The sequence below is a fragment of the Agromyces sp. NPDC056523 genome, assembly GCF_042794545.1.
GTDB lineage: Bacteria > Actinomycetota > Actinomycetes > Actinomycetales > Microbacteriaceae > Agromyces.
The window spans coordinates 279,683-300,801 of sequence record NZ_JBHTTM010000002.1; the positions used below are offsets into that span (position 1 = coordinate 279,683).

17 protein-coding genes and 1 tRNA gene are annotated in these 21,119 nt (G+C 72.3%); 7 read left to right on the forward strand and 11 right to left on the reverse strand.

The features are described from left to right. Positions 1-80: 80 nt before the first annotated feature. Positions 81-446: an RNA polymerase-binding protein RbpA gene (locus ACFQ58_RS08275; protein WP_376950597.1), complete on the forward strand. Its 366-nt coding sequence runs from the start codon at positions 81-83 to the stop codon at positions 444-446. Here ACFQ58_RS08275 and lnt read toward each other — a convergent pair. The 9 genes from lnt to ACFQ58_RS08320 form a co-directional block, all read right to left on the reverse strand. After that, positions 443-2,077, reverse strand: a complete 1,635-nt coding sequence (gene lnt, locus ACFQ58_RS08280; protein WP_376950598.1) for an apolipoprotein N-acyltransferase — start codon at positions 2,075-2,077, stop codon at positions 443-445. The two genes, ACFQ58_RS08275 and lnt, sit on opposite strands and share 4 nt — an antisense overlap. Further along, positions 2,074-4,512 carry a DEAD/DEAH box helicase gene (locus ACFQ58_RS08285; RefSeq protein WP_376950599.1) on the reverse strand — a complete coding sequence of 813 codons (2,439 nt, stop codon included), beginning with the start codon at positions 4,510-4,512 and terminating at the stop codon, positions 2,074-2,076. The genes lnt and ACFQ58_RS08285 overlap by 4 nt, the downstream gene beginning before the upstream one ends. A 9-nt stretch (positions 4,513-4,521) precedes the next feature. Beyond that, a complete protein-coding gene (gene tatC / locus ACFQ58_RS08290; RefSeq protein ID WP_376951110.1) occupies positions 4,522-5,286 on the reverse strand; it encodes a twin-arginine translocase subunit TatC in 765 nt (254 codons plus the stop codon). A 49-nt stretch (positions 5,287-5,335) separates the two neighbouring features. Further along, positions 5,336-5,620 carry a twin-arginine translocase TatA/TatE family subunit gene (tatA, locus tag ACFQ58_RS08295; protein WP_376950600.1) on the reverse strand — a complete coding sequence of 95 codons (285 nt, stop codon included), beginning with the start codon at positions 5,618-5,620 and terminating at the stop codon, positions 5,336-5,338. A 63-nt stretch (positions 5,621-5,683) separates the two neighbouring features. Next, positions 5,684-6,703, reverse strand: coding sequence for a helix-turn-helix transcriptional regulator (locus ACFQ58_RS08300; protein ID WP_376950601.1), 1,020 nt, complete (start codon positions 6,701-6,703; stop codon positions 5,684-5,686). After that, a complete protein-coding gene (locus ACFQ58_RS08305; protein WP_376950602.1) occupies positions 6,700-7,719 on the reverse strand; it encodes a helix-turn-helix transcriptional regulator in 1,020 nt (339 codons plus the stop codon). The genes ACFQ58_RS08300 and ACFQ58_RS08305 overlap by 4 nt, the downstream gene beginning before the upstream one ends. A 48-nt stretch (positions 7,720-7,767) precedes the next feature. After that, on the reverse strand, positions 7,768-8,688 hold the full coding sequence (locus tag ACFQ58_RS08310; RefSeq protein ID WP_376950603.1) for an FKBP-type peptidyl-prolyl cis-trans isomerase: 921 nt from the start codon (positions 8,686-8,688) through the stop codon (positions 7,768-7,770). 39 nt (positions 8,689-8,727) lie between these two features. Continuing rightward, positions 8,728-9,747 carry a tRNA (adenine-N1)-methyltransferase gene (locus tag ACFQ58_RS08315; RefSeq protein ID WP_376950604.1) on the reverse strand — a complete coding sequence of 340 codons (1,020 nt, stop codon included), beginning with the start codon at positions 9,745-9,747 and terminating at the stop codon, positions 8,728-8,730. Next, positions 9,744-10,418, reverse strand: a complete 675-nt coding sequence (locus ACFQ58_RS08320; protein ID WP_376950605.1) for an HAD family hydrolase — start codon at positions 10,416-10,418, stop codon at positions 9,744-9,746. Before ACFQ58_RS08320 ends, ACFQ58_RS08315 begins: the two co-directional genes overlap by 4 nt. Positions 10,419-10,453: 35 nt before the next feature. Here ACFQ58_RS08320 and ACFQ58_RS08325 point away from each other — a divergent pair, with 35 nt between their 5' ends. After that, complete coding sequence (locus ACFQ58_RS08325; protein ID WP_376950606.1) at positions 10,454-11,404, forward strand: PAC2 family protein; 951 nt, start codon at positions 10,454-10,456, stop codon at positions 11,402-11,404. A 26-nt stretch (positions 11,405-11,430) separates the two neighbouring features. Here the strand turns inward: ACFQ58_RS08325 and ACFQ58_RS08330 are convergent, their stop codons facing one another. Then, positions 11,431-12,252, reverse strand: a complete 822-nt coding sequence (locus ACFQ58_RS08330; RefSeq protein WP_376950607.1) for an undecaprenyl-diphosphate phosphatase — start codon at positions 12,250-12,252, stop codon at positions 11,431-11,433. Between the two features lie 78 nt (positions 12,253-12,330). Next, the gene (locus ACFQ58_RS08335; RefSeq protein WP_376950608.1) at positions 12,331-13,689 is read right to left on the reverse strand and encodes a M20/M25/M40 family metallo-hydrolase; all 1,359 of its coding nucleotides are present in this window, start codon (positions 13,687-13,689) and stop codon (positions 12,331-12,333) included. Positions 13,690-13,803: 114 nt separating this feature from the next. On the opposite strand from ACFQ58_RS08335, the gene ACFQ58_RS08340 reads away from it, so the two are divergent. The 5 genes from ACFQ58_RS08340 (at position 13,804) to ACFQ58_RS08360 (ending at position 21,093) form a co-directional block, all read left to right on the forward strand. Then, positions 13,804-13,887 (forward strand) — tRNA-Leu (locus tag ACFQ58_RS08340). A gap of 158 nt (positions 13,888-14,045) precedes the next feature. Next, positions 14,046-14,825: a hypothetical protein gene (locus ACFQ58_RS08345; RefSeq protein ID WP_376950610.1), complete on the forward strand. Its 780-nt coding sequence runs from the start codon at positions 14,046-14,048 to the stop codon at positions 14,823-14,825. Continuing rightward, positions 14,822-16,372: a DNA polymerase Y family protein gene (locus tag ACFQ58_RS08350; RefSeq protein ID WP_376950611.1), complete on the forward strand. Its 1,551-nt coding sequence runs from the start codon at positions 14,822-14,824 to the stop codon at positions 16,370-16,372. The genes ACFQ58_RS08345 and ACFQ58_RS08350 overlap by 4 nt, the downstream gene beginning before the upstream one ends. After that, the gene (locus ACFQ58_RS08355; RefSeq protein WP_376950612.1) at positions 16,372-19,830 is read left to right on the forward strand and encodes an error-prone DNA polymerase; all 3,459 of its coding nucleotides are present in this window, start codon (positions 16,372-16,374) and stop codon (positions 19,828-19,830) included. Before ACFQ58_RS08350 ends, ACFQ58_RS08355 begins: the two co-directional genes overlap by 1 nt. A gap of 93 nt (positions 19,831-19,923) precedes the next feature. Further along, complete coding sequence (locus tag ACFQ58_RS08360; protein WP_376950613.1) at positions 19,924-21,093, forward strand: MFS transporter; 1,170 nt, start codon at positions 19,924-19,926, stop codon at positions 21,091-21,093. Positions 21,094-21,119: the final 26 nt, after the last annotated feature.

Sequence of the window (21,119 nt, forward strand, 5' to 3'; positions counted from 1 at the left end):
CTCCTGCAAAAGCCCAGCCCGCGGAAAGAAGATGCCCAGCTTGATCGTTTATACCTGATGACGAGCGAGAGGAGTACGCCATGGCGGACCGGAGCCTTCGGGGCATGCGAATCGGCGCGCAGAGCCTGCAGAGCGAGGATGGCGTCGTCTTCGCGGAGCGCGCGGAGTACACGTACCAGTGCGAGACCTGCGGTCGCGACACCAACATGGTGTTCTCGACCGAGGCTGAGATCCCCGAGACGTGGGAGTGCCGTCACTGCGGCAGCTCGGCAGTCCTCCTCGTCGACTCGAAGCCCGTCGAGATCGACCGCTCGGGCGAGAAGGTCGCCCGCACCCACTGGGACATGCTGCTCGAGCGTCGTACCCGCGCGGAGCTCGAGGAGATCCTCCAGGAGCGACTGAACTACCTGCGGGCCCGCCGCGGCCAGCAGAAGATCGGCGCCTAGACCGCCGTTCCCCCGTCGACGCCCCGCTCGGACCCGTTCCGACGCGGGGCGTTCCGCATGCCGGCGCGGACTCCGGCCGCGATGAGTCCGGCGATGGCGCCGATTCCGATCAGCGTCGGGATGATCCCGCCGAGCGCGACGGAGGGCGTGATGCCCGTCCGCAGCTCCACGTCGGTGACCATGGCCCCTGCCTCGTATGCGGGAAGCGAATCGATCGTCCGACCCGACGGGTCGATGACCTGGCTCGTGCCGACGGTCGAGATGTTCACCACCGAGCGCCCGGTCTCGATCGCACGGAGCCGTGCGATGGCCAGTTGCTGCTCGTTCTCGTCGGTACCGCGGAAATCGGCGTTGTTCGTCTGCAGGAGGTAGACCTCCGCGCCGTCGCGGGCACCCTCCCAGATCACGCCGTCGTAGATGACGTCGAAGCAGATGGCCAGTCCGGCCATGGTGCCGTCGATGTCGAAGACCGGCGGCTCGGTTCCGGGCGAGTAGCCGCGCTGGACGAGGCCGGTCAGCTCGGGCACGAGGGCGTCGTAGAACCACCGGTCGGGGATGTACTCGCCGAACGGCACTGGGTAGCGCTTCGAGTACCGGTCGACCGCCCCCTCGCCCGCCTTCCACAGGAGGGAGGTGTTGTAGAAGCGCTCCTCGTCCGCCTCCTCGTCGACGGTCACCGTGTTGAGGACCACGGGGGCGTCGAGCCGCTCGCTCAGGTCGTCGAAGACCCGGGCGGCGTCGGCGCTGCGCGTCGGGTCGATGTCGGATCCGCCCTCGGGCCAGAGCAGCACGTCGACGCCCGGTTCGTCGAGGATCGGTTCGGTCGCATCGAGCTGCGCGGCGAGCACGTCACCCTGCGACCGCTCGTCGAAGTATCCGGACGGGCCGTTGCCCTGCACGCTCGCCACCCGGAATTCTCCGGTCGGGCTCGTCTGCCAGGCCGGTACGACGATCGCCACCACGAGGAGCGCAGCGATCGGGATGCCCGTCCGCAGGTCGCGCCATCCGCGAAGCCGCACCCACTCGATGATCCCCGCGACGATCGCCACCATGACGAAGCCGAGACCCGAGAAGCCGACCCACGACACCACGTCGGCGAAGGGGCTCTCGGACTGGCTCAGTGCGGCGCGACCCCACGGGAAGCCGGTGTACGGCAGCGTGCCCGACGCGGTCTCGCGCAGCACCCACAGCCCGGCGACCAGGAGCGGCAGCAGTACGAGTCGCGCCCAGCGGGAATCGGTGGCGCGCGGCATCCATCGGTACGCGAGCGCGATGAGCACCGCGCCTCCGGCGACGAAGAGCGACTCGAGGATCGAGAGCGCGAGCCACGGGATGGGGCCCAGGTACAGCGACGTCCACGACACGTGGGTGAGGTAGAACGCGAGGCCGAACACCAGGCCCACGTGGAAGGCCGCCCACGACGACCGGCCGATCAGGCTCAGCAGCGCCATGGCGATGCCCGCGAAGGCGAGCGGCCAGACGCTCGCACTCGGGAAGCCGAGGTCGTACACGAACCCGCCGAGCGCCGAGAGGAGCAGGGCCGCCCAGAGCGGCAGCGGCAGCCGGGCGCGGGCCGTGACGCGGGCGCGGACGGGCGACGCGCCGTCGGGCCGCGGCGGAGCCGCGCTCACGCCGCCGCCCCGTACGCCACCACGCCGCGGCGCACGGCGTCGATCGCGGCGCGCGCGGTGGCGCCGAGCTCGGCCTCGGCCACGATCGAGATCTGGTCGAGCAGGTCGATGACCTGCTTGGTGAGCCGCACGAAGTCGCCGGCCGCGAGCTCGGTGTCGGCGAGGATCGCGCCCAGCCCGACGCCGCGCGCCCACGCGTGCATCGCGGACGCGAGCGCCGGCGAGGGCTGCTCGCTGCCCGGCAGGCGGTGGTCGCGCTCGACGTCGTCGAGCTCGCTCCACGCGTCGGTCGTGCGGTCGAACGCCTCGCGGAACGGTCCCTTCGGCAGCCGGAACTGCATGCCTCGCTCGTCGCGCCGCGGTTCGTAGACGAGCGCGGCGGCCATCGCGGCGATCGACGGAACGTCGAGTCGATCCCACAGGCCCCGTCGCAGCGACTCCGCGACGAGGAGGTCGCGTTCGCCGTAGATGCGCTTGAGCGTGCGGCCTGCCGCGGTGGACGTGAGCCCGCCTTGCCCGTCGGACTCGAGGTAGCCGAGCTCCTCGAGGACCTCGGCGACCCGGTCGAACCGCTTCGCCACCTGGCCCGTGCGCGTCCGGATCTGGCGGGACAGGTCGTCGTGGTCCTTCTTCAGCCGCCACCAGCGCTCCGCCCACCGCGCGTGCTGCTCGCGCTCTGCGCAGCCGTGGCAGGGATGGGCTCGCAGGCGCTTGCGTTCCGCGGCGAGCTCGCGCTGCATCCGCTCGCGCTGGGCGTGCGTGGGGTTGCCCTTCGCCTGCTGGCGCTCGAGCCCGCCGATGCGCCGGCGGATCGAGAAGTACTCGCCGAAGTCGCCGAGATGGCACCGCATCGCCTGCTCGTACCCCGTCATCGACTCCTCCTGCTTGCGCAGGGTGCGGGCGAGGTCGACCACGGCCCGATCCGCCTGGAACTGCGCGAATGACAGCTCGAGCACCTGGCGCGTGCGTTCGCGGCCGAACTGGTCGACGAGGTTGACGGCCATGTTGTAGGTGGGGCTGAAGCTGGAGTTCAGCGGGTAACTCCGCCGCGAGGCGAGGGAGGCGACCGACTCGGGATCGAGGCCGTCGACCCACTGGATGACCGAGTGCCCTTCGACGTCGATGCCACGTCGCCCGGCGCGTCCGGTGAGCTGCGTGTACTCCCCCGGCGTGATCGGGACCCGCGCCTCGCCGTTGAACTTCTCGAGCTTCTCGAGGACGACCGAGCGCGCCGGCATGTTCACGCCGAGCGCGAGCGTCTCGGTCGCGAAGACGACCTTGAGCAGCTTGCGCTGGAAGAGGTCCTCGACGACCTCCTTGAACGTCGGCAGCATGCCGGCGTGGTGGGCGGCGACGCCGCGCTGGAGCCCCTCGAGCCACTCCCAGTAGCCGAGCACCGCGAGGTCCTCGTCGCGCAGCGTCCGGGCTCGCTCCTCGACGATCGCGCGAATCTCGTCGCGCTCGGCGGTGTCGGTGAGCCGCATGCCGCTGCGCAGCACCTGGCGGACCGCCTGGTCGCACCCGGCCCGGGAGAAGATGAACACGATGGCCGGCAGCAGGTGCTTGCCGCGGAGCAGTTCGACGACCTCGGGCCGTTCGGCCCGGCCGCCCCCTGGTCCGCCGCCCGATCCATGGAAGCGTCCGCGGTCGCTGCCCCGGCGCCCGCGCTGGGATCGGCCCTGGATGGAGCGCCCTCCCGCTCGCGCGAGTCGCTGCAGTTCGGGGTTGACCCGGTGCGTCGCCGCCTGGCCCGACGAGTCGAACAGGTCGACGAGCTTCGCACCGACGAGCACGTGCTGCTCGAGCGGGACGGGACGCTGCTCGGAGACGATGACGTCGGTCTCGCCGCGGACCGCCTGCAGCCAGTCGCCGAACTCCTCGGCGTTCGACACGGTTGCGCTCAGCGAGACCAGTCGCACCGCCTCGGACAGGTGGATGATCACTTCCTCCCACACGGCCCCCCGGAACCGGTCGGCGAGGTAGTGCACCTCGTCCATCACGACGTACGCGAGCCGGTCGAGCAGCGGCGAGTCGGCGTAGAGCATGTTCCGCAGCACCTCGGTCGTCATGACGACGATCCGGGCGCCGGAGTTGATGTTCGTGTCGCCCGTGAGCAGGCCGACGTTGCGCGCTCCCCAGGTGTCGACGAACTCCTGGTACTTCTGGTTCGACAGGGCCTTGATCGGCGTCGTGTAGAAGACCTTCTCGTCGCCCGCCTGCATGGCGAGGTACACGGCGAATTCGGCGACGACCGTCTTGCCGGCGCCCGTGGGCGCCGCGACGAGCACACTGCGCCCATCGTCGAGCGCGGCGCACGCCGCACGCTGGAACGGGTCGAGGTCGAACGAGAGGCCGGCGGCGAACTCCTGCAGCCTGGGCTGTCGCTGCTGCTGTCGCGACAGGGCGTATCGCTCCGCCGGTGAGAGGCTCTTCACCCCTCCAGCCTAGACAGCCGTCCCGAACTCCAGTTCCGTGCGCTTGGCCACGCGGCGATCATGCAGGAAGGCGATCCCGTACGCCGCGAAGTACAGGCCGATCATCGGGAGCGCGAGCATGAACATCGAGACCACGTCGGCCGACGGCGTGGCGAACGCGGTGAACAGCACGATCACGAGGATCGCGATGCGCCACGACTTGATGATGGAGCTCGCGCTGATGACGCCCGCGAAGTTCAGCAGCACGATGAAGACCGGCAGCACGAATGCGATGCCGATCGCGACCACGAGCTTCAGGACGAAGTCGATGTACTCCTTCGCCGTGAGCAGGGTCTCGGCGCCCTCCGGGACGAAGCTCGTCATGAGCTTGACGATGTTCGGCAGCACGAACCATCCGGCCGCGCAGCCGGCGAAGAACAGCGGGATCGCGGTCGCGAAGAAGCCGAAGGTGTACTTGCGCTCCTTCGAGCTGAGCCCCGGCACGAGGAAGGCGAAGATCTGGTAGAGCCACACCGGCGCGGAGATCACGATGCCGAGGGTGAACGCGATCTGCAGGCGCAGGTCGAACGCGCTCGAGATCGTCGGGAAGATGATCCCGGTGCTCGCTGCGTCGGTGCCCTGCTGCGCCTCGACGACGAGGTTGACCGGCTCCTGGATGGCCTGCCACACGAACAGGTCGGTGAGCACCCAGCCGGCGACCATGCCGACGACGATCGCGATCGCGGAGATGAACAGCCGCTTGCGCAGTTCGAGCAGGTGCGCCCCGAGCGACATCCGCTTCTCGGGATTGCGGGTGCCGCGATCCTTCACGGCAGACACGGGGTCAGGCGCTCGGGCCGGCGTCCGTGCGCTTGGCCTGGTCGGCGGGCGCGGCCGGCGTGGTCGTCGGCTCGGCAGCCGCAGCCGGCGTCGACTGGGCCGGAGCCTCGGTCTTCGCTGCCGTGCCGTCGGCCGCCTCAGCGTCCTCGGAGCGGACCTCGTTCTTGAGGATCTTCATCGACTGGCCCAGGCTCCGCGCGAGCGCGGGAAGCTTCGGCGCACCGAACAGCAGCAGGATCACCAAGAGGATGATCAGCGCGTGCCAACCGGTGAAGGCGTTTCCAAACATAGGTGCTCGTCCATTCTGGCGGGATGGTGCGGCCAGTCTACCTGCTCGTGAGCGGTGCCGATCTCACGCTTCGGTCACGCGCGGATCGGGGTCGTCGGGCACGTCGGCGTAGGCCGCGAGTCCGGCCTCGGCCCACTCCGCGACGGCGGCGCGGGCGACCTCGGGCGCGACCACGGTGACGAGTCCCGGAAGGCCGGCGACCAGTCGCTTCAGGCCGTGCACGTGCGCGAGCCGCAGCGTCACGCGCAATCGATCGCCGGCCTCGGCCTGCGTCGAGTCGGCGAGGTAGTCGCCGAGCAGCGGCAGCGTGGCGGGCGCGACGTCGACGACCACCTCGAGGTCGTCGGGCGAGGCCTGGAACAGGGTCTCGGGGATGGCGCGCCCGGAGTGGTCGCCGATGGGCTCGTCGGTCACCTCGAGGTCGCTCATGCGGTCGACGCGGAAGTTGCGGACGTCCTCGCGCGTGTGGTCGTACGCCTGCAGGTACCAGTCGGCTCCGAGCGACGCGATGCGCAGCGGATCGACCCGGCGCCGCCGGCGCTCGCCGCGCGCGTTGAGGTAGTCGAAGTCGAGACGGTGACCGGATGCCACGGCACGCCGCACCGTCGCGAGCGATTCGTCGGCCGACTCCTCGGCGACCGCGAGCCGGCTCGGCGCCGACGACGCGCCGGCCCGCAGCTTCTCGGTGAGCGCGGCGAGCGAGGCCCGGCCGGCGTTCTCGGGCAGCGCCGAGAGGTACTGGAGCCCCGCGATGAGGGCCGCCGCCTCGCGGGCGGAGAGCCGAGGCGCGTCGTCGATCGCGACGTGGTGCACGATCACGATGACGTCGTCCTCCTCGAAGGAGTCCCAGTCGATGTCGAAGAGGTCGTTGGGCTGGTACGTGCCCGTCGCTCCGGGGAGGCCGGACGTGGCGATGAGCATGACCGCGTCGCGGATCTCCTGCTCGCCGACGCCGAAGTGCGTCGCGGCGTCGGCGACGTCGACGACCCGCTGCTCGAGCAGGTACGGCACCAGCGAGAGCAGGAACACGAGCTTGTCGGGCGCGCGCAGGCCGGCCGGCCGCCGCGCAGACGGTCCGCTCATGCGGCGCCTCCTGAGCGGTGGGCGGCAGCGACGGCCTCGAGGCGGTCGCGGACCGCGTCGCGCAGCGACGCGGGCGCGAGCACGCGCACCTCGGGGCCGTACGAGGCCAACTCGTCGGCGAAGATGGCCGCGTCGGTGTAGTGCAGCCGGATGACGCCCGCATCCTCGTCGGCGGCCACCGCGCGCTTGCCCAGCCGCACCTCGGCGTCGGATCCCGCACGCACCGCGAGGTCGGCCGCGTTCGACAGGCGCAGCGCCTGCAGGTCGGCCAGTGCGCGGTCCTGGATGTCGGGCGGCGGCGGCGGGAAGGGCGTCCCCGCGATCGCCTGGACGTCGCCCACGATGCGCGAGAGCAGGAACGTGCGACCTGCCGCGACGTCCACGTCTCGGCCGTGCAGGTGCCAGCGCCCTTCGTGGAGCACCATCGCGTAGGGCTCGACCGTGCGCGGGCGCGGCTCGTGCTCGCCGGGCTTGAGGTAGCGGAACCGGACGCGCTGGCGCTTGTCGAGCGCCTGGCGGACCGGCTCGAACGCGGCATCGCGCACCCGCAGGCGCGGGGCGTAGCCGATCACGGGTTCGCGCGGTTCGATGCCGAGCGAGCGAAGCTTGGTGAGCGCGCGCTGCGAGTCGGCCGACAGCGAGGCCTCGCGCCACACCTCGGCGGCGAGGCCGAGCAGCGCGAGCTCATCGGGCGTGAACCGCACGTCGACCGGCAGGTCGTACTCGCCCTTGGGGATCCGGTAGCGCAACGCCTGGTTGTCGCCGGGCCGGTCGGGCGATTCCACCGTCTCGAGCGGGATGCCGAGGTCGCGGATGTCGTCCTTGTCGCGCTCGAACTGGCGCTCGAGGTTGGCGTTGCCGCCGCGCGCGTCGTAGCGCTCGGCGTATCCGCGCACCGTCGAGAGGATCTCGGACTTCAGCAGCCCGGTCTCGGTGGCCAGCAGTGCCAGGACGAGGCTGAACAGCCGGTCCTCGACCGGGATCCTCGGCTCCCCCGAGCGCTTGGATGACGCCACGTCAGCGATCATACTGAAGCGCCGCGGGGGCACGGCGACCGCTCGTCGTCACACCACCCCGAGGACGTCGACCACGTAGAACGCCGCCGGGTTGCCGGCCTCGTCGGCCGGGAGCGCGATGCCCACCTGGGACCCCACCGTCACGCCCTCGAGCGACCCGGCGAAGGGCGGGCTCCCCTGGGCGACCGCATCGTCGCCGACGACGATCGCCGTCGGACCGCCCTGCTCCCACGTGGAACCGCCTTCGAGCACGGTTCCCTCGGCCCAGTTCACGCCGGTGTAGTGGACGAGCACCTGGTCGCCCGACTCGACCTCCTCGCCCTGCCCCTTCTTGAGGAGCTCGACCTCGGTCGACTCGAACGGGTCGGAGTCGGGCACCGTGATGCCGGGACGCCCGTCGGGTGCGAGGACCACAGCGGGGAATCCGTCGCGCGTGAGCTGCGGTGTGCCGTTCGCGCGCGTCAGGAAGGAGCGGTGCACGTCGAACACCACCACGAGGCTGTCGTCGCCGCTGATGCCGAGATCCTCGTTGCCCTCCTCGCCGAATCCGTCCTCGGGCGGGACGACGACGACGACCCGGGATCCCTCGCTCGTGCACGAGAGGCCCTTGCTGAGGCCGGGCAGCGTGTTGCTGCCGAGCAGGACGGGGACCGGGTCCTCCTCGCCGAATCCGACGACCTGGATCTCGTCGCCCGTGGTGCCGTTGTACACGGCCAGCCCGACGAGCGCCTGCTGGCCGTCGACCAGGTGCTCTCCGTCGCCCTCGATAACGGTCGTGCACTGCGTCGTACCGGGCGAGACCGGCGTCGGGAAGTCCACCTTGGGCGCGTCGCCGAAGTCGCCGCGCACCTCGATGAGATCGGACGACGCACCGGCCGTCGCCTGCGGCTCGGGTGCCGGGGCGGAGCAGCCGGTGAGCGTGACCGCCAGGGCGGTCGCGGTGGCCATGAGTGCGAGCGGGACGCGCACGGATCCTCGTTTCGTCGGGTGGGACGGGCGGCAGACAGCCTAGTCGGCGTCGGCGGGCTCGGTGGTCTGGTGTGGATCGTCGTCGTCGCCGCGGGAACGGCGCGCCGCGGCATCCGCCGCCCTCGCGCGCTTGCGCAGCACTTTGTCGCTGACGTTGCGCTCGCCGAGCGCGCCGGGCGTCCACGCCTCGACGTCCTCGTCGCTGAACTCGGTCTTCGAGGGCCGCCGCTTGAGCTCGGGCAGCACGGTGCCGGGCGCGAGCCGCCGCGCCGTGAGCAGGAAGCCCGTGTGGGCGATCATGCGGTGGTCGGGCCGGACCGCGAGCCCCTGCACGTGCCATCCGCGCACCATGGTCTCGTTCGCCTGCGGCTCGGTGTACGCACCGGTCGCCCGGATCGCCTCGGCGACCCGGGAGAGCTGGGTCGCCGTCGCGACGTAGCAGAGCAGCACTCCGCCGGGCTTGAGCGCCGTCGAGACGACGTCGATGCACTCCCAGGGCGCGAGCATGTCGAGCACGACGCGGTCGACGGAGGCGTCGGCTGCCTGTTCCGGCAGCGTCTCGGCGAGGTCACCCAGGGTGATGGACCAGTTCTCGGGGTCTTCGCCGTGGAAGGTCGCGACGTTGCCCCGCGCGACCGAGGCGAACTCCTCGCGGCGCTCGAACGACAGCAGGCGACCCTGCGGGCCGATCGCACGCAGCAGCCACAGCGAGAGCGCACCGGATCCGACGCCGGCCTCGACGACCGTCGCACCCGGGAAGACGTCGGCCTGCGCGAGGATCTGCGCCGCGTCCTTCGGGTAGACGATCGCGGCGCCGCGCGGCATCGACATGACGAAGTCGCTGAGGAGCGGCCGGAGCGCGAGGTACTCGACGCCGACGGCGTTCGCGACGACCGAGCCGTCGGGCAGTCCGATCAGGTCGTCGTGCGCGATCGGGCCCTTGTGGGAGTGGAACACCTTGCCCGGCTCGAGCGTGATCGTGTGCAGTCGGCCCTTCGGACCGGTGAGCTGCACACGGTCGCCGGTGCGGAACGGCCCGCTCGCCTCGCCGCGGCTCATGCGCGCCCCCAGACGGATGCCGCGACCGCGACGACGTCGTCGAGCGAGCGACCGTCGAGGGTGGGCCAGACCACGTGCGAGGGAGCCTCGTCGAGCGAGAGCATGTGGGGCACCCCGATGGACACCGCGCCCGCGCTCATTGCGGCGGCGAGTCCGGTCGGCGAGTCCTCGATCGCGACGCAGTCCGCGATGTCGACGCCGAGCCGGCCGGCCGCGGTGAGGTAGGGCTCGGGGTGCGGCTTCGGCGCCGCCACCTCGTCGCCCGTGACGAGCTCGTCGAAGGCCGTGAAGGGGATGGCGCCGACGATGTCCTCGGCCATCGACCGGATCGACATTGTGACGAGGGCGGTCGGGATGCCCGCGTCGCGCACGGACTTCAGCAGTTCCTGTGCGCCCGGCTGCCACGGCACGCCGTGCTGCGCGAGCTGCTCGCGCACGCGCTCGGTGAGCCGCGCCACGATCTCGTCGGCGGGGAGGTCGACGCCCTCGCGCTGGAAGACCGCCGCGGCATCCCACAGCCCCGCGCCGACGAGCTGCAGGGCGTCCTCCTCGGTCCACGATCCGCCGAACTCGCGGATGAGCTCGGTCTCGGCCCGCATCCAGTACGGCTCGGTGTCGACGAGGGTGCCGTCCATGTCCCAGAGGACGGCGGCGGGCAGGCGCTTGGTCACAACGGGCGATTCTATCCGCACGCCCTATTGTGGAGATGAGCCCGGAGTTCCCGGTCTCGGGAAGCGGGGCGAACCGAGTGCAGCATCCGACCGGATTCGAGGGCGGCCGACTCCTCATCGTGGCCTTCGAGGGGTGGAACGACGCGGGCGAGGCCGCCACGGGGGCCGCGAGGCTGCTGTCCGAGCGGCTCGGCCTGGTCGAGATCGCCGCGGTCGACCCCGAGCTGTACTTCGACTACCAGTTCACGCGTCCGACCATCCAGGCCGACTCCGACGGCGTGCGACGGCTCACGTGGCCGGGCGCGGCGATCCTCGGCCCGAGCGGGATGCCGCTCGACGACGACGACGAGATCGTCACGGGTCCGGGCGCCGACACGCTGCACGTGCTGCTCGGTGCCGAGCCCGCGCGCACCTGGAAGGGCTTCGCGGCCGAGCTCATCGACGCCGCGCTCTCGGCCGACGTCGAGGGCATCGTGCTGCTCGGCGCCATGCTCGCCGACGCCCCGCACACCCGCCCCCTCGCCGTGTTCGCCTCGAGCGAGAACCCCGAGGTGCGGGCCGCGCTCGGCGTCGAGCGCTCGACCTACGAGGGGCCCGTCGGCATCCTCAGCGTCATCGCCGACCAGGCCGAGCGCGTCGGCATTCCGACCGTGTCGCTCTGGGCCTCCGTGCCGCACTACGTGCACAACGCGCCGTCGCCGAAGGCCGTGCTCGCGCTCCTCGGCAAGGTCGAGGAGCTCACGGGCCTCAGCATCCCCCGCGGTTCCCTCGAGGACGAGGCGCAGGCGTGGGAGGCGAGCGTCGACGCGCTGGCGGCCGACGACGAGGAGATGGCGGGATACATCCAGCAGCTCGAGCAGGCACGCGACGCCGTCGACGCGCCGCAGGCCTCGGGCGAGGCGATCGCGCAGGAGTTCGAGCGGTACCTGCGCAGGCGCGGCGACCAGCCCGGCGGCGGGCCGTGGCGTCCGCGCGACGTGGGCTGAGCCATCCGCCCCCTTGGCCGGCCGGATCAGAAGGGCTCGAGGACGCCCGCGCCCAGCAGGATGAAGATCGTCACGCCGAGCGCGATGCGGTAGATCACGAAGGGCAGGAAGCTGTGCCGTGAGATCCACTTCATGAAGACCGCGATGATCAGGATGGCGACGGCGAACGCCACCGCGGTCGCGACGGCGGTCTCGACCGGGCCGTAGACCGCCGGCTCCCCCATGCTCTTGAACAGCTGGAAGAAGCCCGATCCGAACACGGCGGGGATCGCGAGCAGGAACGCGTACCGCGCCGCGGCCGCTCGCTCGTAGCCGAGCAGGAGCCCCATCGTGATGGTGCCGCCGGATCGCGAGACGCCCGGGATCAGCGCGAGCGACTGCGCGAGGCCGAAGTAGAGCCCGTGCGGGTAGGTGAGGTCGTCGAGCTTGCGGCGCTTCGCCCCCGCCCAGTCGGCGAGGCCGAGGACGATGCCGAAGACGATGAGCATCGTCGCGACCACGTACAGTGAGCGGAACGTCGTCTCGATCTGGTCCTGGAACAGCAGGCCGAGCACGACGATCGGGACCGAGCCGATGATGATGAGCCAGCCCATGCGCGCGTCGGGGTCGCTGTGCGGGATCTTGCCGCGGATCGCCTGGAACCAGTGCGAGATGATCCGCACGATGTCGCGCCAGAAGAACACCACCACCGCCGTCTCGGTGCCGAGCTGCGTGATCGCGGTGAACGCCGCACCCGGGTCGGCCGCGTTGGGCAGGAACTCGCCGAGGATGCGCAGGTGCGCGCTCGAGGAGATCGGCAGGAACTCGGTGAGTCCCTGCACGAGGCCGAGGATGATGGCTTCGAGCAACGCGGGATCGCCTTCCCGCCCTCCGCACGGCGAAGGGCATCGGACCGTCGTGGTCGGGGGTTCGGGTGGACCGCGTACTCAGTACGCGAGGAGCAGGTCGCGCAGGACCTGCCTACCGAAGACTAGTGCGTCGAGCGGCACGCGCTCGTCGACGCCGTGGAACATGGAGGGGAAGTCCAGCCCGTCGGGCAGGCGCAGCGGCGCGAAGCCGTAGCCCGCGATGCCCAGCCGTGAGAGCGACTTGTTGTCGGTGCCCCCGCTCAGGAGGTACGGGAACACCTGCGCCTCGGGGTCGTGCACGCGCAGCGCCGACGTGACCGCGTCGACGAGCGGTCCGCGGGTCGGCGCCTCGAGGCCGACGTCGCGGTGCACGACCTGGATCTCGATGTCGGGGCCGACGAGATCGCGGATCTCGGCGAGCACGTCGTCCTCCTCGCCCGGCAGGGTGCGGATGTCGACGAGCGCCTCCGCCCGGTCGGGGATGACGTTGTGCTTGTAGCCCGCGTTCAGGAGCGTCGGATTCGAGGTCGTGCGCAGCGTCGCCGTGATGAATCCCGACGCGGATCCGGTCGCCAGCGCGAGCTCGTCGGGAGCGACCTGCTCGGGGTCGACGCCGAGGGCGCCGGCGATGGCGGCGAGGAGCTCGCGCGTCGTGCCGGTGAGTCGCAGGGGCCACTCGCGGCGGCCGATCTTCGCGATCGCATGGGCGAGGGCCGTGACCGCGTTCTCGCGTACGAGCCGGGAGCCGTGCGCGGCCCGGCCGTGCGCGACCAGGCGCACCCAGATGAGCGACTTCTCGCCGGTCTGGAGCAGGTAGGCGCGCGTGCCCCCGACGGTGATCGAGTAGCCGCCGACCTCGCTGATCGCCTCGGTCGCGCCGGCGAAGAGCTCGGGATGCTCGTCGACCAGCCAGCTCGCGCCGTACAGGCCCCCGGCCTCCTCGTCGGCGAAGAACGCGACGATGAGCTCGCGCTCGGGCAGCTTCCCCGCCGCGAGGATGTCGCCGACCGCGGTCAGGATCATGGCGTCCATGTCCTTCATGTCGACCGCGCCGCGGCCCCACAGCATGCCGTCGCGGATCTCCCCCGCGAACGGGTCGACGCTCCAGTTGCGCGGATCGGCCGGGACCACGTCGAGGTGGCCGTGCACGACGAGCGCCGGCTTGGCCGGGTTCGCTCCGGGGACGCGTGCGACGACGCTCGCACGGCGCGGTGCGGACTCGTGCATCACGGTCTCGAGGCCCATGGCGCGCAGGCGCGCCTCGACGTACTCGGCGGCCTCGCGCTCGCCGTTCGAGCGGCCCTCGCCGTGGTTCGTCGTGTCGAACCGGATGAGGTCGCGGGCGATGACGGCGGTCTCGTCGAGGACGGCTTCGGCGGCCGCGCCATCCGGGTTCGCGTCGGGCGTCGGGGCGTCGGTCGGGGTCGTCTCGGCCATGCGCTCCACCGTAGCGTTCGGGTGGGTCGGGGGCAGCGCTGGGGTGGTCAGGGGGCTCGGGAATCCGTGCTAATGTCGTCTACGGCCACTGAGCGATCAGGGGTTCATGACAACGCGCGGGTGGCGGAAATGGCAGACGCGCTAGCTTGAGGTGCTAGTGCCCTAACGGGCGTGGGGGTTCAAGTCCCCCCTCGCGCACGCGTTGTCGAGAAGGCCGGATCTTCGGATCCGGCCTTCTCGCGTTTCCGGGGTCGCATGGCGCGATTCGCGGTGCACGGCCCCCGATCGGGGACGTGGACGGACGGCTTCCACGACTTGCCGTATTCGAACATGTGTTCGAACATTGAGTGGTGACGATGACCGCTCCCCGACCCGCGCAGTCCGCCTCGGCGGCGCACGGCGAAGCGCGAGTCGAGCGCGTCGAAGAGCTGCAGGCGCGCATCCGCGGCATGCAGTCGACCCGGCTCGATTCGCGGGCGGTGCCCACGCACCCGGCGCTCGCCTCGGTGCTGCCCGGCGGCGCGCTGCGCGAGGGCGCGGTCGTGCAGGTCGAGGGGTCGATCACGCTGCTCATGGCGGCGCTCGTGGGTCCGTCGCAGAGCGGGCGATGGGTCGCCGTCGCGGGCATCCCCGAGTTCGGCGTCGAGGCGGCCGCACGGTTCGGCATCGACCTCGAGCGGCTCGTGCTCGTGCCCGATCCGGGCCGGCAGTGGCTCACGGTCGCGGCAGCGCTCGCCGACGTCATCCCGGTGGTCGCCGTGCGGCCGGCGGGCCGGCTCGCGCCCGCCGAGGCGTCCCGGTTCGCCGCCCGGCTCCGCCAGCGCGGCGCGCTGCTGCTCGTCGACGGCGACTGGCCGGGCAGTGACGCGCGGCTCGAGCTCGAGCGGAGCGAGTGGACCGGGCTCGAGCACGGGCACGGGCACCTCGCCGAGCGCGAGGTCGTCGTCCGGGTCACGGGTCGCGGCGAGGTCGGCCGGGGCAGCCGGCGCCGCCTCCGGCTGCCGGCGGGCGACCTGGGGTTCGCCGCGATCGGCGAGGCCGACGCGACCGGGCGCGACGCGGCATCCGTCACCGGCATGGCAGCCGCCGACGGCGGCATCGTGCACCGGCCCGACTTCGCGGCGAGGGCCTCGTGAGCGCGGTCGTGCGCACCATCGCGCTCTGGTGCCCCGACTGGCCCGTGCTCGCCGCATGCCGCGAGGCCGGCATCGACCCCGCACTCCCCGTCGCGCTGACCGAGTCGGGGCTCGTGCACTCGTGCTCGGCGGCGGCACGGCGCGACGGCGTGGCCCGCGGGCTCAAGCTCCGCGAGGCGCAGTACCGCTCGACGGCGCTCACGGTGCTCGAGTACGACGCCGCGCTCGACCATCGGGCGTTCGAGCCGGTCGTGCGCGGCATCGAGGCGATCGTGCCGGGCGTGCAGGTGCTGCGGCCGGGCACCCTCGCGATGCGGGCGCGCGGCCCGGCCCGGTACTACGGCGGTGAGGATGCCGCGGCGCGGGCGCTGCTCGACGCCGTCGCGGGGCTCGGGGTCGGCGTCGCCCGGGTCGGCGTCGCCGATGGCCCGTTCGCGGCAGAGCAGGCGGCGCGTGCGGCCGTGCGGCACGGCGAGCCCGTCCACGTGGTGCCGGCCGGCGAGGCGGCCGCGTTCCTCGCGCCGTTGCCCGTGGCGCTCGTGGTCGATGCGCGCACCACGACGCTGCTGCACCGGCTGGGCGTTCGAACGCTCGGCGAGTTCGCGGCGCTGCCCGATGAAGATGTCCGGCGCCGCTTCGGGGCGGCGGGCGCGTTCGCGCACGACCGCGCGGCCGGCCGCGAGCAGTCGCGCGTGGCGCCGCGCACTCCCCCACCCGACTTCGAGGTCGAGCAGCACTTCGAGCCGCCGCTCGATCGCATCGACCAGCTCGCGTTCGCGTTCCGCGTGCGGGCCGAGGAGTTCATCGAGCGGATGCGAGCCGTGCGGCTCGTGTGCACGGGCATCCGCGTCGAGCTCGACGACGAGCGCGGTGGGCACTCGAGCCGCAGCTGGCTCCACCCCCAGTGGTTCACGCCCGCCGACGTGGTCGACCGGGTGCGCTGGCAGCTGCAGGGCGCGGGCACGGCCGACGCGGGGCTCGACTCCCCCATCGTCCGCCTGCGCGTCGTGCCCGAGCGCGTCGACTCGACGGGCAACCAGGAGCAGGGCCTGTGGGGCGGCGGCCCCGACGAGCGCGTGCACCACGGGCTGACCCGCGTGCAGAGCATGCTCGGGCACGAGGGCGTCGTGACCGCGGCGGTCGGCGGCGGGCGCATGCTCGCCGACCGGCAGGTGCTCGTGCCGTGGGGCGACCGCGCTCCCGAGCGCACCGCGGCCGAGGCGCCGTGGCCCGGCAGCCTTCCGGCGCTCGCGCCCGCGAGCGTGTTCCGCGAGCGGCTGCCGGTCGCGCTCGTCGACGCGGGCGGCGCGGCCGTGTCGGTCGACGCGCGCGGCGCGATCTCGTCGGCGCCCGTCTCGTTCGCGGTCGGTCCCGGGCGACCTGCGCCGGTGCGCGCGTGGGCCGGCCCCTGGCCGGTCGTCGAGCGCTGGTGGGATCCCGAGCGCGCGCGCCGCGTGCACCGGTTCCAGGTCGTCGACCACGACGGATGCGCGTGGCTGCTGGTGCGCGACGCCGAGGGCTGGTGGGCCGAGGCGAGGTACGACTGATGGGCTGGAACAATCCCGAGATCCCGTGGTCCGAGCTCGAGCGGCGACTGTCCGACCGGCAGCGGCCCGGCGGCAGCTCGAAGGTCGTGGCCGACGGCGGCGACAGTCCGGGATGGAGCCGGAAGCGGCATCCGTACCGCCCCTCGCACGACGCCGACGAGCGGCCCGCCGGCCCGATCGTGCCGTACGCCGAGCTGCACGCGCACTCGACGTTCAGCTTCCTCGACGGCGCATCGGGGCCCGAGCGGCTCGTCGAGGAGGCGCACCGACTCGGCCTCACCGGCCTCGCGATCACCGACCACGACGGCTTCTACGGCGTCGTCCGCTTCGCCGAGGCCGCCGAGTCGTACCCCGAGCTCGACACCGTGTTCGGCGCCGAGCTGTCGTTCGGGCTCACCGAGCCCCAGATGGGCGCGGCCGACCCCGAGGGCGAGCACCTGCTCGTGCTCGCCGCCGGCGAGGAGGGCTACCACCGGCTCGCCGCCGCGATCACGGCCGGGCAGCTCGCCGGCGGCGAGAAGGGCCGCCCGGTGTACGACCTCGAGCAGCTCGCCGAGCGCGCCGCCGGGCACTGGGTGATCCCCACGGGGTGCCGCAAGGGGGCGGTGCGGCGTGCGCTCGCCGGCGAGGGCGGGGCCGAGGCCGCGTGGCGCGAGCTCGACCGGCTCGTCGCCCTGTTCGGGCGCGACCACGTGGTCGTCGAGCTCACCGATCACGGCGACCCGCTCGACCAGGTCCGCAACGACGCGCTCGCCGAGCTCGCCGCCCGCGCGCACGTGCCCGTGCTCGCGACGAACGCCGTGCACTACGCCACGCCCGGCGAGCACCGGCTCGCGTCGGCGCTCGCGGCGGTGCGGGCCCGCCGAAGCCTCGACGAGCTCGACGGGTGGCTGCCCGCCACCGACGGGCTGCACCTGCGTTCGGGCGCCGAGATGCTCGCGCGGTTCGAGCGGTACCCGGGCGCCGTCGCGCACTCGGTGACGCTCGCGCGCGACCTGTCGTTCCGGCTGCGCAGCGCCCGGCCGAAGCTCCCCCGCCAGCAGGTGCCCGAGGGCCACACGCCCATGTCGTGGCTGCGCGAGCTCGTGTGGGCGGGCGCCGACCGCCGCTATCCGGGCCTGCCCGACCACGTGCGCGAGCGCCTCGCGAAGGAGCTCGACGTGATCGAGCAGAAGGACTTCCCGGGGTACTTCCTGATCGTGCACGACCTCGTGCAGGAGGCGCGGCGTCGCGGCATCCTGTGCCAGGGTCGCGGGTCGGCCGCGAACTCGGCGGTCTGCTACGTGCTCGACATCACGGGCGTCGACTCGGTCTTCTACGAGCTGCCGTTCGAGCGGTTCCTGTCGTCGCTGCGCGACGAGGAGCCCGACATCGACGTCGACTTCGACTCCGACCGCCGGGAGGAGATCATCCAGTACGTCTATGGCAAGTACGGCCGGCACAACGCCGCGCAGGTCGCGAACATCATCAGCTACCGTCCGAAGGGCGCCGTGCGCGACATGGCGAAGGCGCTCGGCTACTCCACCGGGCAGCAGGACGCGTGGTCGCGCCAGGTCGAGCGCTGGGGCGCCGTCGTCGAGACGCAGGACCACGACATCCCCCCGGCCGTCGTCGAGCTCGCCGAGCAACTGCTCACCTTCCCGCGGCACCTCGGCATCCACTCCGGCGGCATGGTGCTCACCGACCGGCCCGTCGGCGAGGTCTGCCCCATCGAGCACGCCCGCATGGAGGACCGGACGGTGCTGCAGTGGGACAAGGACGACTGCGCCTGGATGGGCCTCGTGAAGTTCGACCTGCTCGGGCTCGGCATGCTCGCCGCCCTGCAGTACACGTTCGACCTCGTGCGCGAGCACACGGGCGAGCTCTGGGAGCTCGCGACCATCCCGAAGGAGGAGCCCGCGGTCTACGACATGCTGTGCCGCGCCGACTCGATCGGCGTGTTCCAGGTCGAGTCGCGCGCGCAGATGGGCACGCTCCCCCGGCTGAAGCCGCGCTGCTTCTACGATCTCGTCGTCGAGATCGCGCTCATCCGTCCGGGCCCGGTGCAGGGCGGCGCGGTGCACCCGTACATCCGCCGGCGCACGGGCGAAGAACCGGTGAGCTACCTGCACCCCAAGCTCGAGCCCGTGCTGCGGCGCACGCTGGGGGTGCCGCTGTTCCAGGAGCAGCTCATGCAGATGGCCGTCGCGGTCGGGGACTGCGATGCGGCCGACGCCGACCTGCTGCGCCGGGCCATGGGCTCCAAGCGCGGCGTCGAGAAGATCGAGCGGCTGCGGGCGAAGCTCTACGACGGGATGGCTCGCAACGGCATCGAGCCCGACATCGCCGACTCGATCTACGCGAAGATCGAGGCGTTCGCGAACTTCGGCTTCGCTGAGAGCCACGCCATCAGCTTCGGCCTGCTGGTCTACGCGAGCTCCTGGCTGAAGCTGCACTACCCCGCGGCGTTCCTTGCCGCCCTGCTGCGCGCGCAACCGATGGGCTTCTACTCGCCGCACACGCTGACCGCCGATGCCCGGCGTCACGGCGTCGAGCTGCTCCGGCCCGACCTCGCGCGCTCGGGCGTGAACGCCGGGCTCGAGCCGATCGGGGCGGCCGGCCCTGATGAGCCGGCGACGGATGCCGCGGCGGGGGCGAGCGGCATCCGTCGCCCCACCGGTATGCCGGAGTGTGCCGACGCGAGGCAACCCCGCGTCGGCGAGTTCGATCGCGACGCGCCCGACCACTCGGCCGAGCATCGGCGCGATGGCGCGTTCGCCGTGCGGCTCGGGCTCGCCGACGTCACCTCGATCGGCGAGAAGGTCGCCGAGCGCATCGTCGCCGAGCGCGAGCAGCACGGTCCGTACCGCGACATGGCCGACCTGTCGCGCCGCGCCGACCTGGACGCCACGCAGCTCGAGGCGCTCGCCGCGGCGGGAGCGTTCGAGTGCTTCGACCTGCAGCCGCGCCAGGCGCTGTGGCTCGCCGGCGAGGCCGCGCAGGATCGGGCCGACTACCTGCCGGGCGCGGTCGTCGTCGTGCAGCCGCCGCTGCTGCCCATGCTGAACGACGCCGAGCAGGTGGTGTACGACCTCTGGGCGACGGGCATCTCCCCCGACGACCATCCGATCCGTCACGTGCGCGAGCGGCTCGACGCCCGTGGGGTCGTGCGCATCGACCTGCTGCGCGCGGCGGAGTCGGGTCGACGCATCGAGGTCGGCGGCGTGGTCACGCACCGGCAGCGGCCGGCGACCGCGAGCGGCATCACGTTCATGAACCTCGAGGACGAGTCCGGCACCCTCAACGTGATCGCGAGCGTCGGTGTCTGGACGCGGTATCGCCGCATCGCGCGCGAGGCGCCCGCGATGGTCGTGCGCGGCATCCTCGAACGCTCGCGCGAAGGCGTGGTGAACCTCGTCGCCGACCGGTTCGAGCCGCTCACCGTGTCGACGACGAACCGGTCGCGCGACTTCCGCTAGTCATCGGCGGATGCCGCGCCATCCGCCCGGCGGTACGCTGGGCGCGACCCGAGCGACCGGTGCCGAGCACACCGGTTCGAGGGGGGGTGCATCGTGACCGAGCCCGGACGCGCACCGTTGTTCACCCGCACGTTCATCGCCCTCACGGTCGGGGACCTCGCCTACTTCACCGCCGCCGGCGTGGCGATCTTCGTCCTGCCGCTGTACGTGACCGGACCGCTGGCCCGGGACGAGGTCGCGGCGGGGATCGCCTTCGGCGCCTTCGCGGTGTCCGCGCTCATCCTCCGGCCATTCGCCGGCCGGCTGGCCGATCGGTTCGGCCGACGCCCGCTCCTCGTCGGCGGCGCGCTGCTCGCCGCGGCCTGCTTCACCCTCATCGCCGTCGCCGCCGACCTGGTCACGATCATCGCGCTGCGCCTGGCCGCGGGCGTCGCCGAGGCCGCGTTCTTCGTCGCCGGCTTCGCGGCCCTGGCCGACATCGCGCCGGCCGAGCGGCTCGGCGAGGCGCTGTCGTACAACTCCCTCGGCCTCTACCTCGGCATCGCGCTCGGTCCGCTGCTCGGCGAACTGCTGCTCGAGAACCTCGGCTACGGGGCAGCCTGGCTCGGCGCCGCCACGCTCGCGCTCATGACGGCCGCACTCGTGCTCACCATCGGCGAGACGAGCACGACGCGGACCGAGCGGGGCGAGCCGTTCCGGATCGTCCACCGGCCTTCCATCCCGGCGTCGATCGGCTTCCTCACCTCGCTCGCCGCGGTGGGCGGATTCCTCGCCTTCGCCTCGCTGCACGCGACCCGGGTCGGGATCGTCGACCCGAGCCTCGCACTGTTCGCCTACGGCACCGTCGTGGTCGTGTGTCGCATCGCATTCGCCCGCGTTCCGGACCGGCTTCCGTCGCTGCCGCTCGGTGCCGCGGCGCTTGCGACGATCGGGATCGGCCTGGTGCTGACGGCGGTCGTCGCGCACCCGTGGGGCGCGTTCGCGGGCATCGCGGTCATCGCGGTCGGCGTCAGCTTCAGCACGCCGGCGTTCTTCTCGGCGATCTTCGCCACGGCCGCCCCGGCGGAGCGCGGCATCGCGTCGGGCACCGCGAGTGCGGCCATCGACCTCGGACTCGGCATCGGCCCCATCCTGCTCGGGTTCATCGCCGCGCCCTACGGCATCCCGTGGGCGCTCGCGCTCGCCGCGGGCGTCGCATTCGCGGGTGCGGGATGGACGCTGGGCCTCTCGCGACGTGCCTTCCCGCGACCGGTCGCCGAATAGCCGCCGGCCTCCGCGCGCCGAGGCCA

Coding starts and splice junctions, on each gene's coding strand:
- ACFQ58_RS08355 (WP_376950612.1), top strand. CDS start 16,372: ATGGGCTGGAACAATCCCGAGATCCCGTGGTCCGAGCTCGAGCGGCGA.
- ACFQ58_RS08335 (WP_376950608.1), bottom strand. CDS start 13,689: ATGGCCGAGACGACCCCGACCGACGCCCCGACGCCCGACGCGAACCCG.
- ACFQ58_RS08315 (WP_376950604.1), bottom strand. CDS start 9,747: ATGAGCCGCGGCGAGGCGAGCGGGCCGTTCCGCACCGGCGACCGTGTG.
- ACFQ58_RS08275 (WP_376950597.1), top strand. CDS start 81: ATGGCGGACCGGAGCCTTCGGGGCATGCGAATCGGCGCGCAGAGCCTG.
- ACFQ58_RS08325 (WP_376950606.1), top strand. CDS start 10,454: ATGAGCCCGGAGTTCCCGGTCTCGGGAAGCGGGGCGAACCGAGTGCAG.
- ACFQ58_RS08345 (WP_376950610.1), top strand. CDS start 14,046: ATGACCGCTCCCCGACCCGCGCAGTCCGCCTCGGCGGCGCACGGCGAA.
- tatA (WP_376950600.1), bottom strand. CDS start 5,620: ATGTTTGGAAACGCCTTCACCGGTTGGCACGCGCTGATCATCCTCTTG.
- ACFQ58_RS08300 (WP_376950601.1), bottom strand. CDS start 6,703: ATGAGCGGACCGTCTGCGCGGCGGCCGGCCGGCCTGCGCGCGCCCGAC.
- tatC (WP_376951110.1), bottom strand. CDS start 5,286: ATGTCGCTCGGGGCGCACCTGCTCGAACTGCGCAAGCGGCTGTTCATC.